Origin of the sequence: Arcobacter venerupis, from assembly GCF_013201665.1 — a bacterium.
Classification (GTDB): domain Bacteria; phylum Campylobacterota; class Campylobacteria; order Campylobacterales; family Arcobacteraceae; genus Aliarcobacter; species Aliarcobacter venerupis.
Genome location: NZ_CP053840.1, coordinates 2582435 through 2599815, shown reverse-complemented (window position 1 = coordinate 2599815; position 17381 = coordinate 2582435). Strand labels below are relative to the sequence as shown.

The 17381-nt window shown below is 26.4% G+C and carries 19 protein-coding genes; all 19 read left to right on the top strand.

What is annotated here, in order from left to right; translation table 11 throughout:
- Nucleotides 1–3 precede the first annotated feature (3 nt).
- The 19 genes from AVENP_RS12885 (at nt 4) to AVENP_RS12795 (ending at nt 17376) form a co-directional block, all read left to right on the top strand.
- Nucleotides 4–2001, top strand: a complete 1998-nt coding sequence (locus tag AVENP_RS12885; RefSeq protein WP_128359671.1) for a tetratricopeptide repeat protein — start codon at nt 4–6, stop codon at nt 1999–2001.
- A 78-nt stretch (nt 2002–2079) separates the two neighbouring features.
- Nucleotides 2080–2394 (top strand): flagellin, encoded by a 315-nt coding sequence (locus AVENP_RS12880; protein ID WP_128359670.1) that lies wholly within the window; start codon nt 2080–2082, stop codon nt 2392–2394.
- A 12-nt stretch (nt 2395–2406) separates the two neighbouring features.
- Nucleotides 2407–3282, top strand: a complete 876-nt coding sequence (locus AVENP_RS12875; RefSeq protein WP_128359669.1) for a FliM/FliN family flagellar motor switch protein — start codon at nt 2407–2409, stop codon at nt 3280–3282.
- A 3-nt stretch (nt 3283–3285) separates the two neighbouring features.
- Nucleotides 3286–4041, top strand: a complete 756-nt coding sequence (locus AVENP_RS12870; RefSeq protein ID WP_128359668.1) for a motility protein A — start codon at nt 3286–3288, stop codon at nt 4039–4041.
- Nucleotides 4042–4050: 9 nt separating this feature from the next.
- On the top strand, nt 4051–4827 hold the full coding sequence (locus tag AVENP_RS12865; protein ID WP_128359667.1) for a flagellar motor protein MotB: 777 nt from the start codon (nt 4051–4053) through the stop codon (nt 4825–4827).
- Complete coding sequence (locus AVENP_RS12860; RefSeq protein WP_128359666.1) at nt 4827–5132, top strand: rod-binding protein; 306 nt, start codon at nt 4827–4829, stop codon at nt 5130–5132. Before AVENP_RS12865 ends, AVENP_RS12860 begins: the two co-directional genes overlap by 1 nt.
- 8 nt (nt 5133–5140) lie before the next feature.
- Nucleotides 5141–5518 carry a hypothetical protein gene (locus AVENP_RS12855; RefSeq protein ID WP_128359665.1) on the top strand — a complete coding sequence of 126 codons (378 nt, stop codon included), beginning with the start codon at nt 5141–5143 and terminating at the stop codon, nt 5516–5518.
- Nucleotides 5502–5897 (top strand): hypothetical protein, encoded by a 396-nt coding sequence (locus tag AVENP_RS12850; RefSeq protein WP_128359664.1) that lies wholly within the window; start codon nt 5502–5504, stop codon nt 5895–5897. The genes AVENP_RS12855 and AVENP_RS12850 overlap by 17 nt, the downstream gene beginning before the upstream one ends.
- Entirely contained in the window at nt 5894–7042 is a 1149-nt protein-coding gene (gene flhF, locus AVENP_RS12845; RefSeq protein ID WP_128359663.1) for a flagellar biosynthesis GTPase FlhF, read from the top strand. Before AVENP_RS12850 ends, flhF begins: the two co-directional genes overlap by 4 nt.
- Before the next feature lie 2 nt (nt 7043–7044).
- The gene (locus AVENP_RS12840) at nt 7045–7863 is read left to right on the top strand and encodes a P-loop NTPase (RefSeq protein WP_128359662.1); all 819 of its coding nucleotides are present in this window, start codon (nt 7045–7047) and stop codon (nt 7861–7863) included.
- Nucleotides 7864–7928: 65 nt separating this feature from the next.
- A complete protein-coding gene (locus AVENP_RS12835; RefSeq protein ID WP_128359661.1) occupies nt 7929–8264 on the top strand; it encodes a hypothetical protein in 336 nt (111 codons plus the stop codon).
- Between the two features lie 10 nt (nt 8265–8274).
- Nucleotides 8275–8571: a flagellar hook-basal body complex protein FliE gene (gene fliE, locus AVENP_RS12830; RefSeq protein WP_128359660.1), complete on the top strand. Its 297-nt coding sequence runs from the start codon at nt 8275–8277 to the stop codon at nt 8569–8571.
- A gap of 14 nt (nt 8572–8585) precedes the next feature.
- Complete coding sequence (flgC, locus tag AVENP_RS12825; protein WP_128359659.1) at nt 8586–9047, top strand: flagellar basal body rod protein FlgC; 462 nt, start codon at nt 8586–8588, stop codon at nt 9045–9047.
- A gap of 5 nt (nt 9048–9052) precedes the next feature.
- Nucleotides 9053–11125: a flagellar hook-length control protein FliK gene (locus tag AVENP_RS12820; RefSeq protein WP_128359658.1), complete on the top strand. Its 2073-nt coding sequence runs from the start codon at nt 9053–9055 to the stop codon at nt 11123–11125.
- Nucleotides 11125–11874 carry a flagellar biosynthetic protein FliR gene (locus AVENP_RS12815; protein ID WP_128359657.1) on the top strand — a complete coding sequence of 250 codons (750 nt, stop codon included), beginning with the start codon at nt 11125–11127 and terminating at the stop codon, nt 11872–11874. The genes AVENP_RS12820 and AVENP_RS12815 overlap by 1 nt, the downstream gene beginning before the upstream one ends.
- 14 nt (nt 11875–11888) lie before the next feature.
- A complete protein-coding gene (gene flhB / locus AVENP_RS12810) occupies nt 11889–12935 on the top strand; it encodes a flagellar biosynthesis protein FlhB (protein WP_128359656.1) in 1047 nt (348 codons plus the stop codon).
- A gap of 3 nt (nt 12936–12938) precedes the next feature.
- On the top strand, nt 12939–14933 hold the full coding sequence (locus tag AVENP_RS12805) for a tetratricopeptide repeat protein (protein WP_128359655.1): 1995 nt from the start codon (nt 12939–12941) through the stop codon (nt 14931–14933).
- On the top strand, nt 14933–16237 hold the full coding sequence (gene fliI / locus AVENP_RS12800) for a flagellar protein export ATPase FliI (RefSeq protein ID WP_128359654.1): 1305 nt from the start codon (nt 14933–14935) through the stop codon (nt 16235–16237). Before AVENP_RS12805 ends, fliI begins: the two co-directional genes overlap by 1 nt.
- Nucleotides 16234–17376, top strand: a complete 1143-nt coding sequence (locus AVENP_RS12795; protein WP_128359653.1) for a flagellar hook-associated protein FlgL — start codon at nt 16234–16236, stop codon at nt 17374–17376. The genes fliI and AVENP_RS12795 overlap by 4 nt, the downstream gene beginning before the upstream one ends.
- The last annotated feature ends 5 nt before the right edge of the window (nt 17377–17381 follow it).

Genomic DNA, 17381 nt, shown 5'->3' with positions numbered 1-17381 from the left:
TACATGAATTTAGTATATAAATTATTATTAACAGCTATATTTATAAATTATACTTTATGTGCTAATGAAGATGTAATTGAATCACAACCTGAAATAATATTTCAGTTTGAGAAATTAAAAAAATCTCAAGAGAATCTGTCTTTACAAATTGATTTTAATAAAGCAGTTTTACATTTAAGTAAAGATGAATACGAAGAAGCAATTAAACTTTTTGAAAAAACTTCTAAAATAATTGAAGTTCCATCTTATTTAAACATGGGAATTGCATATTATAAATTGGGTTCAATTGATAATGCAATAGTGTATTTAAATAAAATTTATGAAAAACCAGAAAATGCAAATATTCATACTTTCCCTTATATGTCAGCATGTTATTATCTATATCAAATCTCAAAAGATAATAAGTATCTTGATACTATCGTAAAAGTTTCAAAAAAATTTAAAAATTTATCAGAACACTCAAAAAGAATGCTTTCTGATACTTATATAATTTTAAAAGAGTATGAGAATGCTTTAGATGTTTTAAATACAATGGATTATGCTATGGATTTAAAAAAAGCATTAATTTATATAAAATTAAAAGAGTATGAAAAAGCAAGTTTATTATTAAAAAAAGCAAAAGATCAAAATGTAAATCCAAATACAATCGATAAAATTCTATGGTTTTTAAGTTATACTGATTTAAAAATGAATAATATTGAAGGATTAAAAGAGACTTTAGATTTAATAAATGAGAGAAAAAACACTTTTAAAGCGAATACTGAATTACCTTTAGAAATATTTTTTAATAAAAATAAATATACAACAAAACAATATTTAGATTCAGTTATAAAATTTGATGAAGATAGAAAAGTTGATTTTATTTTTTATTTTGCACCATTTATTTTTTCAGATTCTCAGGAGATTATTTATGATAGTTTGAAAGGTTTTATTTATAATCAAAAAGAAAGTATTTTAAATCTTGAAGAGATGGTTGAATATAATGCAAAATTTCTTAAAATTGTAAAAGAAGACCCAATTATAAGAGTTGTGGAACTTCAGAAAATGTTGACTAAAGATACAAAATCTTATATTTTTTATAATTTGGCACTATCTTTTGCTCAAATAAATGACTTTAATAATGCCTTTAAGTATTTTGAACGAGCATATAAATTAAATCCAGGTAATAAACTTTACTCAATTATGTATTTAATAACTGCGAATAGATTAAATATAAAAGTAAAAGATAAAGAGTATATAGAATCAAATATAAAAAGTAATAATGGTCTTTATAATTATTTTTCTAAAGAAATATACAAATTATTTATTAACCCTCAATTCACATCAGCAGATAAACCTTTAGAATATGAAAGTACTATATTTTATCAAGCAATAGATTTCTTAAAAGCTATGGATAGTGGAAAATTAGATGAAAATCATATTTTATTAGATGAGCATTTTAAAGATCCTTTAACATTTTTAATAAAATTAGTTCAACGAAGAAAAAGTGAAACAGATTACTCTTATCATTCAAGATTACAAGATTCATTACCTTTAACATTAAATAATCAATTTTTAGAAGGTCCACTAATTATTACAAGATATTATGTAGATATTTTGAAAGGTTTAGGTCTTTTCTCAAAAGCTGATATGAATATTACAGGTAAAAAAACACCTTCATATTTAAGAACTAAAGCGTTAAAAGATTTACACTCTAATGCACCTGATGAATCTATAAAAACTTTAGAGTATTTACAATTAGAATATAAACTTGAAGATAAATATACGATGTATTTAATGGTTGCTGCATTATTAGAAGCGGGAAGATATAATGATGCCTCAATACAAATATCATTAATTAAAGCCATTTTAAATGATCAAGATGCAGATTTTTTAACTGCAATTCAATTAATTCAAGAGTTAAAAATTTCAAGTGCTAAGCAATATTTGATTCGACCTTACTTAGATTCTTTGATAGATTTCAAATTAATAGGATTTGATGAGTATTTGGAATCTCTATAGTTTATACAAAGATTCTTAAATAATTTAATTTTTTTCTGCTATAATGGCTTAAAATAGTTACTTTTTAAGGAGGATATTATGGAAATTGGTAGAACTGCAGAGATAGATAATTCTAAAGCTAATAATTTAGAAAAAATCCAAAAAGTTAGTAATGTTGATCAAAAGAGTAAAGTTATCCAAGAAGATGAATATAAAAAAGCATTAGGTACTGAAAATATTTCAGATAAAAATGAAGTAACTTTAGATAATGTAAAGTTCGGATACAATAAAAGTTCGAAAGATTTTTTTGTAAAAATAACAAGAGGTGAAGCTGAATATAAATATCCAACAGAGGATATGATGAAAGTTAAAGCATTTGTTTTACAAGAATTAGAAAATTCAAATAATAAATAAAGGTAGTTTTAATTGGCATCAGATTTATCAAATATATTTAAAGAAGAACTCTCAAATACATTAGAACAATTATTATCAAAAAGTGCTCAGATTGAAGATATAGTAGCTTTAGTTAGTGATAATTTTGATTCTACGCAGCTTGTTGAATGTATTGTTAAATTTGATTTTAAAGGAATCTCTCCTAAAATTAGTTTTTATATACCAACATTAACTGCTACGAAATTTGAGTATTTGATGCTTGGAGGAATGGGAGATTTAAAAGAACATATTGATGATGAAATTACAGATGCTGTAAATGAAATAATTTCAAATATCTGTGGAAGTTTTTGTACTTCTGCTAATGCACAAGGATTAGGTGATATTGGAACAATAAAATCAGAAGTAAAAAGTTCAATAATTATTGAAGGTTCTTCATTAGAAAATAAAACAAATATTTATGAAATGATTGTTTCTTTGGATGATGAAAAATTGCCTTTTATTATATGTTTTGATGATATGATTTTACCATTCTTTTCTTCTATTACAGGAGTAAACTCAGATGAAATAGAAACAAGAAGTGAGACGCCAACTGTTATGTCAAATAATAATTATAATATGTACTCGAATCAACCAACGGTACAAACTCCAAAAAATCTTGAACTTTTATATAACATAAAATTAAAACTTAGTGTTCGATTAGGAACAAAAGTCGTTTTATTAAAAGATATTTTAAGATGGGATGTTGGAGAAATTATAGAACTTGAGCAAATGGTAAATGAACCATTGGAAGTTTTAGTTAATGGCGTAAAAATTGGAGTGGGTGAAGCTGTAATTGTAGAGGGAAAATTTGGGCTTAAAATTAAGAAAATCGGAAATGAAGATTTTAGACTAAATCATATAGGATTGTAATTTATGGATAAAAGTACCGCAGGAGGATTAGGAGGAGGTTGGGCATTAATTGCTCTCGCCATAATTTTAGGGGGAGTTGGTTTCGGCCCTTATGTGGATGTTCCCTCTGTTGTAATTGTAATTGGTGGTACAATTGCAGTTACTGCTGCTCAATTTGAATCTAGCGATTTAAAAAGAATTATGCCCGCATTTAAAGTTGCATTAAACGAAGTTAAAGTTGAACCTCTGCCTGAATTAGTTGAAAAAATTGTTTTTTATGCAACGGAGATTAAAAAACATGGTGTTATGCAAATTGAGCAAAAAGTGTTACAAGAAACGAATCCTTTTTTTAGAGAAGCATTCCAACTTTTAGTTGATGGAACAAAAGCTGATGTTTTACAGCCATTAATGGAATTAAAGTTAGAACATATGGAAAAAAGACATTCGACTATGATATCTATTTTTGGGAATATAGGTGGAACTGCAGGTGCAATGGGAATGATTGGAACTCTTGTTGGACTTGTTGCAATGCTTGCAAATCTATCTGATCCTGCAGCTGTTGGACCTGCTATGGCTGTTGCTTTGTTAACAACTTTATATGGTGCGTTACTTGGAACTCTTTTTGCTGGTATTGCTGAAAGTAAATTATCTCAAAAACATTCAAAAGAAGCAACTGCCTGTGAAGTAATTATTCATGGTGCAACAATGATTGCTGCTGAAGAATCAATAGGAAATATAAAAATGCAATTAAATTCTATTTTAGTTGAAGTTGTAGAGTAGAGTTGAATAATGGCAAAAAATAAATGTCCAGAATGTCCTAAATGTTTACCCGGTTGGCTTGTACAATTTGGTGATTTAATGTCATTATTACTTACCTTTTTTATTCTTTTATTATCTATGGCGGTTATGGATAAAGTTAAAGTTGAAGAATATTTTAATATTATGAAAAAAGCAATGGGATTTATTGATGCATCTACAGATGTGGAAACTCAAAGTGATTCATATTCTACTCAAAATAATAGTTCAACTTCAGATCAAAATGATTCATCAAATGAAAGTTCTTTTGATAATACTGAACAGAATGTTGCACAAGCTGTTCAAGAAATGAATTCTAGTCAAAATATTGAAAGTCAAGAAATTAAAATGGAAAAAGGCAAAAATGAGTTTGTTTTAGATATTCCATCAAGTATAATGTTTGATGATGGTGAATATGAATTAACAAATGCAAATGCAAAGACATTTATTTCTAAAATTGCACGAGTTATAAGAACAATGCCTCAAACTTTTAATATTGAAATAATAGGATATACTGATACTAATAGAGTTTTAAGTAGTACAATTCCACGTGATGCTTGGGATATATCTGCTTTGAGATCTATTTCAGTAGTTAAAGAATTAATTAAAAATAAAATTGATCCATCAATATTAAAGGTTTCAGCTTATGGTTCATTTCATCCTAAGAGTGATGTTGCAGCTGATAATAGAAGGGTTGAAATGAGATTCTTTTCTCAAGATAATCAACAAGATATTTTAACGCAAGAAAATTTCTTCGATAGGTTGGAATAATGGAAATAGGAACTAATAATGTAATAAATCAAGATTTATTACAAAGTAGTAAATTAAGTAATATAAAACAAGAAAACTTAAAAAATAATGATGATGAACAATTAAAAAAAGTTTGTAATGATTTTGAATCATTTTTTTTAAATCAAATTATGGATGTATCTTTACGATCAACAAAAGTTGCAGGGGAAGGTGCTGGTTCTGATATAATAAAAGGAATGTATACACAAGCTATTGCTGATAACTCTTCTGGAAGTTTAGGAATTAGCAATATGTTATATGAATTTTTAACTAAAAATAATAAATAAGGGTTCTTATGATTGAAAATACTATAAAAAATATGTCAGAATTGATTACAAAATTAAAAGACTCTATTTCTTTGGATATTGAAGATATAAAAGCTGCCAAGCATGAAGAACTTCTTAAAAGAAATGATGAAAAGCATGTTATGATAGATAATATTACTCTATTAAAAGCACAGTTAAATAATGAACTTATATTAAAGATACAAGAAGGTAAAGATGTTAATATTTATAGAGCAAGTGTTGATTTATTAGAAATACAATTAAAAGAACTTTATGAATTAAATAGAAAGTTAGCTTCAATTGTATTACCAGTTCAACAAATGTATAAGGAATTGGTTGCTGAAATAAGTGCGGCAAACGGAGGAAAAATCTTTGATATTAAAGCTTAGTTTTATAGTTTTTATATTAAATATGAATCTTTTTGCTGTTAGTGTATTAATTTCAAAAGAATCTATAAATTTTGAAGAAAAAATTGATAACACAAAAGTTAAAGTACAAAATATTGATGAACTAAATAAAACTTGTGTACCTTTACAATTATCTCATATACAAAAAGAAGAGTATATTACAACTCATTACATAAATAAAAATACAATTATTTGTTTAAAAGATGTAAAAAAATATGAAGATGAATCTATAGTTTTTAATTTCGGTGGTGTTAAAATCGAAAAGAAAGGTAAAATTATTTATGAAAATAATGATTTTATTCGTATAAAAAATACAGATGGAAGTATAGAACAAATATATAAAGATGGAAGAATAAAATGAATATGCTCTCTTTCTTAGGAGAAACCCCTACAATTGCTCTACGTCAAGCACAAGAAGAGTGCGGAGAAGATGCAATTGTAATATCTACAAAAAAAATATCAACACAACAAAATGGTAAAAGTATGTATGAAGTTGTTGTGGCTGTTGAAGATGAACAAAAAAAGAAAAATTTACAATATACAAAAACTGCAATAACTAAAGCAAGTGAAAATTCTCAGCCAATAAAAACGCAAGTTTATGATTTTAAAGAAGAAATCCTAAAAATGCAAAGTGTTTTAGAACAAGTTCAAAAATCAATTTGGAATCCAAAAAGTCAACTTTACGATTTAACTATTCCTCCTGAATTTGCATCTATGTATAATATTTTTGAACAAAATGAGTTTGATCAAGAAATGACTTATACTATTATGAAAAAAACTATTAAACAATTACCTATTGCATTAAAGTCAAATCCAAAAAAAGTTAATGATTTTTTTAAATTGATTCTAAGAAGAGTAATTCCTATAAAACATGAAGTACCTTTGCGAAAACATCAAAGAAAAATAATTATGATGGTAGGACCAACTGGTGTCGGCAAAACTACAACTATTTCGAAACTTGCAGCAAGATATGCTTATAAATTGGGACAAAATTATAAAGTTGGTATTGTAACTCTTGATTCTTTTAGAGTTGGTGCAATTGAGCAATTACAAGCTTATACAAATATTATGAGACTCCCTTTAGAGATTGTAAAAAAACCTGAGGGATTATCTGAAGCACTTTTAAGATTAAAAGATTGTAATTATATTTTTATTGATACAGCAGGTTCAAGTCAATATGATGTTGATAAAATTGAACTTATAAATGAATATCAGAAAAGAGTTGAAGAGTTACCAATTGAGAAGATTTTAGTACTTCCTGCAAATGTTAAACATAGTGATTTATTAGAGATTTATAAGAATTATTCTAGGCTTTCTATTGATTATTTAACTTTTACTAAATTAGATGAAACAAGAAGTTTTGGAAACCTTATCTCTTTTGCTCACAAAACAAAAAAATCAATTACATATTTCTCAATTGGACAAAATGTTCCAGATGATTTAATTGTTTCTGATTCAACATATCTAATTGATTGTTTTATGAATAAACAATGTGTTAGGAGATAGAGTTGCTTAATACAATTTCTTCACAAGCCAGTAAATTAATTAATCTTACTAATAGAGTAAAAAAGAATTATTCTAAAACAAAACTTGTAACAATAACATCAGGAAAAGGTGGTGTTGGAAAATCAACTTTTACTGCAAATATGGCTTTTTTACTTTCACGCAGAGGTTTTAATGTAGCAGTTTTAGATGCTGATATTGGTTTAGCAAATATGCAAGTTTTATTTGATATAAAACCTCAAAATACTCTATTTGAATATATTGATGGTACTAAAACATTAGATGAGGTTATAACCCCAACAGCCTATTCAAATATTCATTTAATTGCAGGCAGAAGTGGTTATCAATATAGTTCTACACGAAACAGTTTTGTTTTCTCAAGAATAGTTAAAGATATAATTGAATTAAATAGATTCGATGTTTTACTTATTGATACTGGTGCGGGATTAAATGAATATGTAAAAGAATTTTTATCAATTTCTGATAATATTTTGGCAATTACTACAACAGATCCAAGTGCATTAACTGATGTGTACTCATTGATGAAAATGCTTTCACTTGATAAAAGTAAATTAATGTTGAGTTTTAATCATACAAGAAATTATCAAATTGGCGAAACCATAGCCAATTCTTTAGTAAACTTGGGAAAAAAAAATAGATTAAATAAAGATTTTATGGTAGAATATATAGGAAACGTTTCAACTTCTGCAAATATTTCTACAACAGGAAGGCTTAGAAAATTATTTGCCAATGAATTTTCATCTGATGAAACAACAAAACAGTTACAAGTGATTATCGATCAATTATTAAAAAACATTCATTAAGGTCTGTTCTAGGTGTTAAAATTAAATTTAATTAATTCTATTTTTATTGTTTCAAGTAGAGAATCATGGTTGTAGAACGATTCTCTCAAACTGTAATAAATAGTGGAATATTTAGATTTTATATTGCAACTGGATTTTTTGCAACATTAATTTTTTTTACGATTAATGCAGATTTATTTACTCCAATGGAGATGATTTTAGGTATAATTTTAGTAACTATATCTTTAAAAGGCATTAGCAATATGATGCTCTCTTTGATTATTAGTCTTTTTAGTCTTGATAATAAAAGAAATGAATTTAATTTTAAATATAATGAAGAGAAAATTCAAGTTATGTTAAATGAATTAACAGTAAAAGACGTTATAGACGCAAATACAAAAGATCAAAAAAAGACAAAATAAGAGGTAAATTATGAATATATCTTCAATAGCAGATTCAATTGGCTCTTTGAGTTTAAACACAAATAATAAAATTGAAAAGAGTGATGACAAATCTTTTCAAAATATGTTAAATAATGCTATTTCTGATGTTAACAATCAACAAGTTGAGGGTTATAATGCTATGGAAGGAATTGCAAGTGGTAAAGTTACTAATTTACAAGAAGCAGTTCAAAAAATTGAAGAAGCTGAATTATCTATGAAATTAGCATTAGAAGTTAAAAATAAAGCAATAAGTGCATATAAAGAAATTATGAGAATGCAAATTTAGTAAAAGGAGTAGTTATGGGTTTTTTCGATGGTTATAATGTAGCAACTTCAGGTATGAGTGCTCAAAGAACAAGAATAAATGTTGTAAGTGCTAATATTGCAAATGCAAAAACTACTCATACTTTAGAGGGTGGTCCATATAAAAAACAACAAGTTGTTTTTCAAGATGTACTTTTAGCTAATACTAATAAAACAAATTCTAATGATGTTGAAACTACAAATAATAAAAATTCTGATTTAGCATTGAGAGGTGTTGGAGTCAAATCAATTGTACAATCAGAAGCAAAACCTGTAATGAGATATGAACCTGCTCATCCTGATGCTAATGCAGATGGGTATGTAGCATATCCAGATATTAATCCGGTTGTTGAAATGGTAGATTTGATAGAAGCAACGAGATCATATGAAGCAAATGTGGCTTCATTTAATACTCATAAAAATATTGATTCTAAAACATTAGATATATTAAATGCGTAATTAAAATGTCAAACATAATAGATAATTTACTTCCTACAGATAAAATAGTAAATACAAATACTACATCAACAACGGATCAACCATTAAAAGATAAACCTTCTTTATTTGATTCTTTATTATTAAATAGTATGCCAAAAGATGAATCAAATGTTGATACAAAAACGACTGTTATATCAGAAATAAAAAAAGAAGATGTAGTAACTACACTTAATAATATTGAAACTACAGAAGATGTAGCATTGCCTGAAGAAGATATATCTAGTACTGATAAAGAGCAAAAAGTTAGTACAAGTTCTTTATTAGATAGATTAATAATAGAAGCAAAAAAAGGTGCTAAAGAAGCATCAAATACAAATGAAAATATTGACATTAGAAATGAAAAGACTGATACTAAAAATGGAAAGACTGATAGTACATTATTGAATAATATTGAAACAACAGTAGATGGAAATATCAAAGAAGTTAAAAAAGATGAAAGTAATGATTTAAAAACTGCAGATTTAACAGATGATACAAAAACTACAACAACAAAAATGCTAGATGACACATTAACAAATAAATTAAATACAGATATTCAAGATACATCAAATTTAATTAATATCAATGCTAAGGATAATAGTTTAGATAGTGAAAATAAGTTAAATCAAGATACTTCAGAGTTAGTTCTTTCAGAAATTGAAAAACCTTTAGAAACAAAAAATAAAGTAGTAGAAAATACATTAGAAATTATTACTCCTAAACTTGAGTCAAATTCAAATAAATCAATCGAACAAAAAATTGATGTAAAAGAAAATAGTGAAAAAAAGATAACAAAAGAGATTACTATAGATTCGTCTTTAAATAAGATAAATAATAATGATACATCGATAATCAATGAGTCGAAATTAGTAAATAATGGAAAAGATTTATTATCAAATAATATTGTAGATAATAATTCTATTGAAGTAGAAATAAGTACAGAAAATATCACAAATAATATTGATTTATCTAATGAAAAAGAATCTTTAAATTCAACGGTATTAGTTGATAGTGATTTAGAAAATAGTAGTATCCTTCCAGATGAATCTTTAGTTATTGAAGATGTAAATAAAAATTCTTCAGAATTAGTAAGTAATACAAAAGATCAAAAAATGTCTTTGATGGATCAACTAATTTTAAAAAATAGTGCAAAAATCACTTTAAATATGACTACTAATGATATTAACCCAACAGAACAAGAAATTGCTGGTAAAGATTTTATATCAAGCTTATATTTAGGTTCTCAAAAAAATAAGATAAATAATCAATCATTGTTTAATAAAAATGAAGCAGTGACTCTTTTAAAAGATGGAACTTCAATTGATGCTGTTAAAACCAGTGCTGAAATGTTAGATTTAGGATTAGAAGGTATTGATGTAGATAAAGATATTGAAATTGAAAAAGTTGAAGTTAAAACAATTAATTTAAAAACTGAAAATAAAAAAGATTTTATTGATAATATTCTTTTAGATAAAAATATTAAAAGTGATGATATCAAAGGATTAATTACTAAGTCAGTTGAAGCAAGTGCTGCTTTATTAGAAAATACAATTAACTTAGCAGATGATGCAATAATTAATGTAAATTCACCATTATCATTTAATATTCAATCAAAAATAATAGGTGCAAGACAACAAATGGCTACGATGATGTCTGATATTGCAAAGCAAATGTATGAAAATTATAAACCACCTGTAACTGCTTTTAGAATAAATTTAAATCCTACAACATTAGGTTCAATTGCTATTTTGATGAAAAGTGACAAAAGTAATGGATTATCTATTAGTTTGAGTGCTTCAAGTAATTCAACTTTAGATGCATTAGTTGAAAATCAAAACGTATTAAAAAATTCATTAAATAAAACATTTAATGAAAGTACGGAATTCAATTTAGATTTTAGTTCTTCAAATCAAAATAGTAATAATCAATCATCGTTTAATAATCAAAGTGGTCAAGGACAAAATCCAAGAAAAATTGAACAACAAATGGATACTCAATCAATTTTACAACTAAAAGAAGAGAATAAAGATAGAGAAGAAAAAAGTATAGATTATATGTAATGGAAGCCTTTTTATCTTTACTTAATGAAGATATTTTATATCAATTTCTTCTTCTTCTTGCCAGAATATTATCTTTTGTTGCCTTTATGCCAGTTTTTGGACATACATCTATTGGATCAACAGTAAGAATAGCTTTTGCATTTTATTTAACAATTTTTATTTTCCCTTTAGTAGATATTACATCAGATGTTAATGCAGATAACTTTATTATGAGTTTAATCTCTGAAATAACATTAGGTCTTACTGCTGCAATGTTAATTAATATTATATTTTCAGCAGTTAGAATAATTGGAGAGTTTGTTGAATACTCAACTGGATTATCAATGGCTTCAATGTTTGATCCATCTACTGGTGGACAACAAGGGATAATTGCTAATCTACTTTATTGGATTGCCTTAATGTTGTTTTTTCAAACAGGGATGTATGAAATGACATTAGTTATTTTAGTAAAAAGCTTTTCTATGATTCATTTAGGAAGTTTTAATATTTTCTCTTATGATGGAGTTCAACTAGCTACTGATGAAATAAAAAGAATGTTTGCCTTTGCCTTTGCCTTCGCTTTACCTTTATTCTTTATTGGTTTTATTTTAGATATTTATTATGGTTATGGAACAAAATCTATGCCTTCATTCTCGCCTTTTATTGTTACATTTCAGTTGAAATTTGCATTGATTTTTATTTTTTTAATATTAGGTATGGAAATATTTACAAATGCATTTGTAGATTATTTTATTTCTAAATTCCAATAAAGTAAGGTTTTCATATGGCTGATGATGATAAAACAGAAGAACCCACCGATAAAAAAATAAGTGATGCAAGGGCAGAAGGAAATGTTGCAAAATCTGCAGAAATTTCAGGTGCCACAGTATTGACATTAGGGACAATGTACCTTCTTTTTTTTTCTTCATACTCTTTACTTGAAATTAAAAAATTGATGTTATTTTCTTATAGTTTTATTGGTCAAGAATTAGATGGTCCATTATTTTATACTATAACTTTTCAAATAACATTGACTCTTTTAAAAGCATTAGCCCCTTTATTTATTTTAGTATTAGTATTAGTATTAGCAAGTAATCTTGCTCAATTTGGTTTTCTTACTGTACCTATAAGTTTTAATTTACAGAAATTAGATCCTATCAAAGGTATAAAGAATATATTTGGATTTAAAAAACTTATTGAGGCATTCAAACTGTTAGCAAAGTTAACACTAATTACTGTAGTAATGCTTATTATTTTCTCTTTAACTTATCAAAAAATTTTGACAATGATGAATCAAGATACTCAAGATACAATAGCAACTATGTTTGAATTATCTGTTTATTTCCTTAGCGCAATTCTTTTTATTATTATTATTTTTGCTATAATAGATTTTTATTTTACTAAACATTATTATATAAAGTCTTTAAGAATGAGTAAACAAGAGATTAAAGATGAATTTAAAAATATGGAGGGAGATCCTCAAGTAAAAGGTCGAATTAGAAGAATTCAAATGCAAATGGCTCAAAAACGTATGATGAATTCCGTTCCTGAAGCTGATGTTGTTATTACAAATCCAACACATTATGCTGTTGCTTTAAAGTATGACAATAAAGTTGATTCTGCACCAAAAATTGTAGCTAAAGGTATTGATTTTTTAGCAATTAAAATAAGAGACATTGCAAAAGACAATAGAATACCCATTATAGAGAATCCGGCACTTGCTAGGTCTTTGTATGATCAAATAGATATAGATAGAGAGATACCAAGTGAATTTTATAAAGCAATGGCTGAAATATTTTCATATGTATATGAATTAAAAAATAAAAGGTAAAAATTGAGATTATTAATAATTATATTTTTAATATTAAATGTGTCATATGCAAAAAAAGATTTTTATTATGGTTTTATTGATTCTTCAGGCGTACAAATTTCAGAGCAAAGAAAACAATCAATAAATGATGGTTTTGATATTTTACAAAATGCAAGAACTTTAGCACGTGATGGAAAAATTGATGATGCTTATGATCAAGTAAAAAGCTTTAAAGATAAAAATAAAGTTAATATTTTAGTTTCTGATACAATACTTTTATATGCTGAACTTGCTTTAAAAAAACAATCAAAAAGATTAATTCTTGAGGCATCAACTGAACTAGAAGCCTCAATTAATTCTTCTAAAATTAACCAATATGATTTAGCAAAAGCTTATATGCTTTTAGTTGAATTAAAATTGGAAATAAATAAAATTGAAGATGCAAAATATTTTGCGCAAATTATAATTGATAATTTTGATGATGAATTAACAAAAACTTATGGAAAAATTTCTATGGCAAAAGTTTATAAATATCAAAAAGATTATCCAAAAGCAATAAAATATTTATATGAGATATTAACAGTAACAAAAGATAAAAATATTGCTACAGTTGTCGCTGATGAACTATTTGATGTTTATATTTTAGATGAAAAATACGATAAAGCAAATGAATTAATAACACAAGTTTTAAAAACAAATATTGACTTTTATGCTAATGACTCATATTTGGCAAATAAAAAAATCAATCGTTTAATAAAAGCAGGTATGCCAGAACATGCAGCTGAGATATTAAATGAGTTATTAAAAAGAACTACAAAAGAAGATTCAATTGAAGATTTTAAATTTAAATTAGCTAATACGTATATGCTTATGTATGATAAAACAAATTATTATTTAGAAAAAGCAAAAGATTTGTATAAAGATATTATTAATGATTTTTCTCAAGGTATACATGCAAAAGATGCAAAAATGTATATTGATGAAATTTTAATGAGACAAGGATTTATTAGTCCAACTGTTATATCTGCTAAATATCTCGAAGTAGAAGCAATGCAACAAAAAGCTCTTTTGCAAGAGCTTTTAAATAATATGAATGATAAAAAATATGAGCTTATATTAAAAGCTGAAAAAGTTTATAACAAAATTTCTAATGATATTGTAAAAAGATTTGGTTATCAAAGTATAAGTGATATTTACGATGAAATAAATATTCAAATTATGAAAGATTATTTAGCACAAGGAAAATGTACTGAATTAAATGATATTTTAAAAACCTCTAGAAATGAAACTTTAGTTAAATTAATAGAAGATGAAACAGTTAAATACTCTTTTTTTGAGTGTTTAGTAGAATCACCATATGAAAAAGCTTATTTACAAATAAAAGATACTTTTGATAAAACAAGAGATGCTAATATATATTTATATTTAGAACGAATGGCATTTAGTTTAGGATTAAGTGATGAAGCTTTAGAATTCTCTGCAAAAGTTGAGATGGTTGATGATTCAAATGTATTGGCAAATGAGTTTTTATATAGGTATCAAATACTAAAACAGAGAGATGATAGCATTTCTCTTGAAAAATTCTTTGCTTATGCTAATATTCATCATGATTTTTTTAAAGTAAATGAGAATAATCCTGTAATTATAGATTTTTATTATGATTATTATTTTAATTTATTAAAAAATAATGATAAGAAATTTGCAAATGAGATTTTGAATAAATTATATGATAAACAAAAAGAATTAAAAGTTTTTGTTTATTCTCCTTTTGTTGAAACTGAACTTGCAAAAATAGCTAAAGAATCAAATGAAAACCAAAAATCAGCTGATTTATTACTTGAAGCTTTAAAAGATACACGAAAAATCAAACCTAATGATGAAGTGAAAATTTATTATGATATTTTAAATTTATATGATACTATGGGTAATAAGAGTAAAAGAGATGAATATATTTTAAAATGTAAAGAAGTAAAAGATAGTGTTGATAGTTTATATAAAAAAATGTGTGATGAGATGTAATGGATATTGAAGATATATTAAACAGAATTGACTCAACAAATCTATCAATTCCTTTTGGAAGAATTAAAAATATTTCATCAACAACTTTAACAGCAACAGGTTTAGAAGTTGCTGTTGGAGATATAGTGAAAATAGAATCAGTTCAACATTTATATACTGTTTTAGGAATGGTAGCTTCAATTGATAATATATCATTTACAATTGTTCCATTTTCTTTTATTGATGGATTTAGAATTCATGATAAAGTCTACATTCAAAAAGATGGATTAACTGTTAAATGTGGTTATGGTTTATTGGGTAGAGTAATAAATGCTTTAGGTGAACCAATTGATAATTTGGGAAAAATTACTAATCTAGAAGAAAATGCGCCAATAAATAAACTTTCAATGCCTCCTCTTGAAAGAGGAATAATTGAACAAAAATTTGCAACAGGTGTTAAAGCAATTGATTCAATGTTGACAAGTGGTAAAGGACAAAAAGTTGGTATTTTTGCAGGTTCAGGAGTAGGAAAATCTACTCTTATGGGAATGATTGTAAAAGGTTGTGAAGCACAGATAAAAGTTGTTGCTCTAATTGGTGAAAGAGGACGTGAGATTCCTGAATTCATCCATTATAATTTGGATAATAATTTAGAAAATACAGTAATCATTGCAGCAACTTCAGATGAATCAGCTTTAATGAGAAAATATGGAGCTTTTACTGCGATGGCAATTGCAGAGTTTTTTAGAGATAAAGGACATGATGTTCTACTAATGATGGATTCAGTTACTAGATTTGCTATGGCACAAAGAGAAATAGGTCTAAGTACAGGAGAACCACCTGTTAGTCGAGGATATCCACCTTCTGTATTTGCATTGTTACCTCAATTAATGGAAAGAGCTGGAAATAATAAAAAAGGATCAATTACTGCATTTTTTACTGTTTTAGTTGATGGTGATGATATGAATGATCCAATTGCTGATCAAAGTAGATCTATTTTAGATGGACATATTGTATTAACAAGAGAATTAACTGAACAAGGATTTTATCCTCCAATAAATCTGCTGAAATCTGCTTCAAGAGTTATGGATAAGGTTGTTACAAAAGAGCACTATAATGATTTTTTAAAGTTAAAAAGGGTATTATCATTAATAAAAGAGAATGAAGTGTTGGTTAGAGTTGGGGCTTATAAAACTGGAATGGATCCAGAACTTGACAACGCAATGTCAAAGAAAGAACAAATAAGAGAATTTCTAACTCAAGATACTCAGAAAGTCTTTGGATTTGATGAGATAGTAACAATGTTTAGAAAGGTTTTACAATGATTAATCAAACAGATCAAATGCTTTATAGATTGAGTAATTTAAATATTCAACAACAATTAAATACTTATCAAATGAGCACAAAAGAAAAACTCCAAGAGGGAAGTGATGATTCTACTTTATATTCAAGATTAATAGCAGTTGATGAAAAAGTTAGAACTTATGAAGGATTACAAACTCAAATTGAAAGAACCACTGCTCAAAATAATGTAGCTGATTCCAGTATGGCTTCTATAAAGAAAATATTTGAAAATGCTATACAGGAATTAAGTAAAGCAAATACTGCAACGACTACAGCGGAGGGAATTGCAGCAATTAGTGCAAATCTTTCAGGAATAAAAGAGAATCTTTATCAGTTTGCTAATACTCAAGTTGAAGGTCAATATGTATTTGCAGGCTCAAACTCAACAATTAAACCATTTGAAAAAGATTCAAATGGAAAAGTAACTTACGTTGGAAACAACCAACTTAGAAAAGTTGCTGTTGAGGAGGGATCATATAGAGAAAAAGGAGTTACTGGATTTGATATGATGATGTATCCCAGTGCTACTGCTTATAAAGGTGAAAATCTAAATTTTAATGGTTCAGATAGAATTCTTGATCAAGATGGCAATGAATGGAAATTAAATTCTCCAACAAATGATACTTTAACAAAATTTGATTCAAATGGAGTTGCAACAACTGAAACTATTACTCCTATAACAAATGATGGATTAACACCTGCAACATATACTGCAACTCTCCCATCGACTGATGGTACAAAATTTGAAGCAAAAACAAGTATTTTTGATTTAATTGATAATACAATAAATGCTTTAAACAAAGTTGATAGTGTTGGTAATCCTATTAGTGATGAAGAATCAAAAGCATTGATTAGTAAAAGTGGTACAGAGTTAAATAAGGCTTATGACGGAATTAACATTGCTCATGCACAACTGGGAGGAAGAAATAAATTATTTGAAAATGCTCTTGATAATATTTCTTCTAAATTAACTCAATATGATATATTATCTCAAAATATTGGTGGTGCGGATATGACAAAAGTTGCAGTAGAGGCTAAAGCTTTGGAACTAACATATACTGCACTTTATTCAACAATTAATAAAACAAGTCAATTGTCATTAGTTAATTTTATGAATTAACTAGT